This window comes from Oleiphilus sp. HI0066 (assembly GCF_001635725.1).
Window position 1 is genome coordinate 1 of sequence record NZ_LWFH01001657.1, and the last position, 1,764, is coordinate 1,764.

General features: G+C 43.7%; 2 protein-coding genes. Both read right to left on the reverse strand.

The features are described 5' to 3' along the window. The coding region (radA, locus tag A3738_RS25785) for a DNA repair protein RadA (RefSeq protein WP_068763956.1) at positions 1–908 on the reverse strand (908 nt) is incomplete at its 3' end. A 1-nt stretch (position 909) separates the two neighbouring features. Then, on the reverse strand, positions 910–1,764 hold an 855-nt coding region (locus tag A3738_RS31555; protein WP_197474047.1), incomplete at its 5' end, for a hypothetical protein.

Consider the following 1,764-nt stretch of genomic DNA (forward strand, 5'->3'; position numbering starts at 1 on the left):
CCTTCCCAAAGAACCGTAACAGCACTACCAGGGGACGCTTCTTCACCCCTATTTAGAAAAATGGCACTTGGATTTTTAACTTCAGCCAAGCCTTTTTCCTGCATGGCAAACACGCCTAATTCATTCACTGCACCAAAACGATTCTTAATTCCGCGCAAAGTCCTGTAGCGTGTATCACTCGAGCCTTCCAACATGATCGAACAATCGATCATATGCTCCAATACTTTTGGACCAGCAATCGCTCCCTCTTTGGTGACGTGACCAACTAAAAAAAGCACCATACCCGTTTGCTTAGCTAAACGTGTTAGACGCGCAGCACATTCGCGGACTTGAGAGACGCTTCCCGGAGCAGAATCCAGTGATTCACTAAACATCACCTGAATACTATCAACCACTAAGACCTTAGGCTGAACGCTTTGTACCGTCGCTTCAATACTCTCAATGCTTGTTTCTGAAAACATTTTGAGATCATCTGCCTGCAGCTCCAAGCGCTTAGCACGCATCGCAACTTGCTGAAGAGATTCTTCACCGGTGATATATAGTGCGGGTAAACGATTTGCTAGATAACACATCGTCTGCAGAAGTAACGTGCTCTTCCCTGCACCAGGATGACCACCAACTAAAATTGCAGAACCCGGAACTAAACCACCACCCAAAACACGATCAAACTCTCCGATACCCGAGCTAAATCTAGGCTGCTCTTTCAGATCAATCGCACTGAGAGATTTAATTTCTGCAGCAGCGCCTGCATACCCCACACTTTTAGCTGAAGAGCGGGAAGTTTTGGCTGATGAGAGCTTAATTTCTTGAACGGTATTCCATTCACCACATTCTGGGCATTGTCCCTGCCACTTTGAAAAGTCTGCACCACACTCAGTACAAACATAAGCCGTTTTAGATTTAGGCATACTAACGAATAATATTTTCCACAGGAGGACGCACGAAGTTACGATCTAAAAAGTCATTCCATGTAACGTTGAAAATTGGCGATGTCTGATCAGAACGACCATCACCATTCTGATCTCCCTCTGCCTCAATAACGACCGAAATTGCAGAAGCTCCTAAAATACGAATAGCAGCTGCTTCATCATCAACTCCCTCTAGAGTAATAATGCCACCTTGCTCAGTCGGATTATCTTGACCTAACACTCCGCCAAAAGGCGACCTAGTTGTAACTGCAACCTCAAAGATCGCTCCATCAATCAAACTAACAACTTCAGTATTAAATGTTGCAGACCACGAAGAATCATCAGCTGAGCCGAATCTCATCCCCCAGTCCAAGCCGTCGATTGAATAACTCTCATTAAGATTTACTAAATCAATCTCGCTAGAAATATCACCTTTAAGAGCGTAAAAAAGGTCATCTCGCGTCGTTAATTCAGGCCTTTCATCATTGATATTGCCTTTGACCCCCATAGAATTTGAGAGCTCTAATTTGCCCGACAAGCTATGGGTAATCCCTTGTGCATCAACAGTCAAGTCTTTAAGTGTAATGTCGACAAAGCGATTAAAATAAGCACAATCAATTTGCTCTTGAACACCATCTTCGACAACAAAAACTCGTGCACCGTCTTCTTCAAAACTAGAATCAAAATCTGTCGCTGAACGATTAACCACTACTGCAATCTGATCAAGTGAGAGCTCTTCAACTCTCTTCTCGATTGCTAACTGATCGTCTTGAGGGTCTTGTTCCATGTAACGCACAAATAAACGTGCGCCTTGCTTATCAAAAATTAAGCCAGATGCTTGATCATCAATTAACTC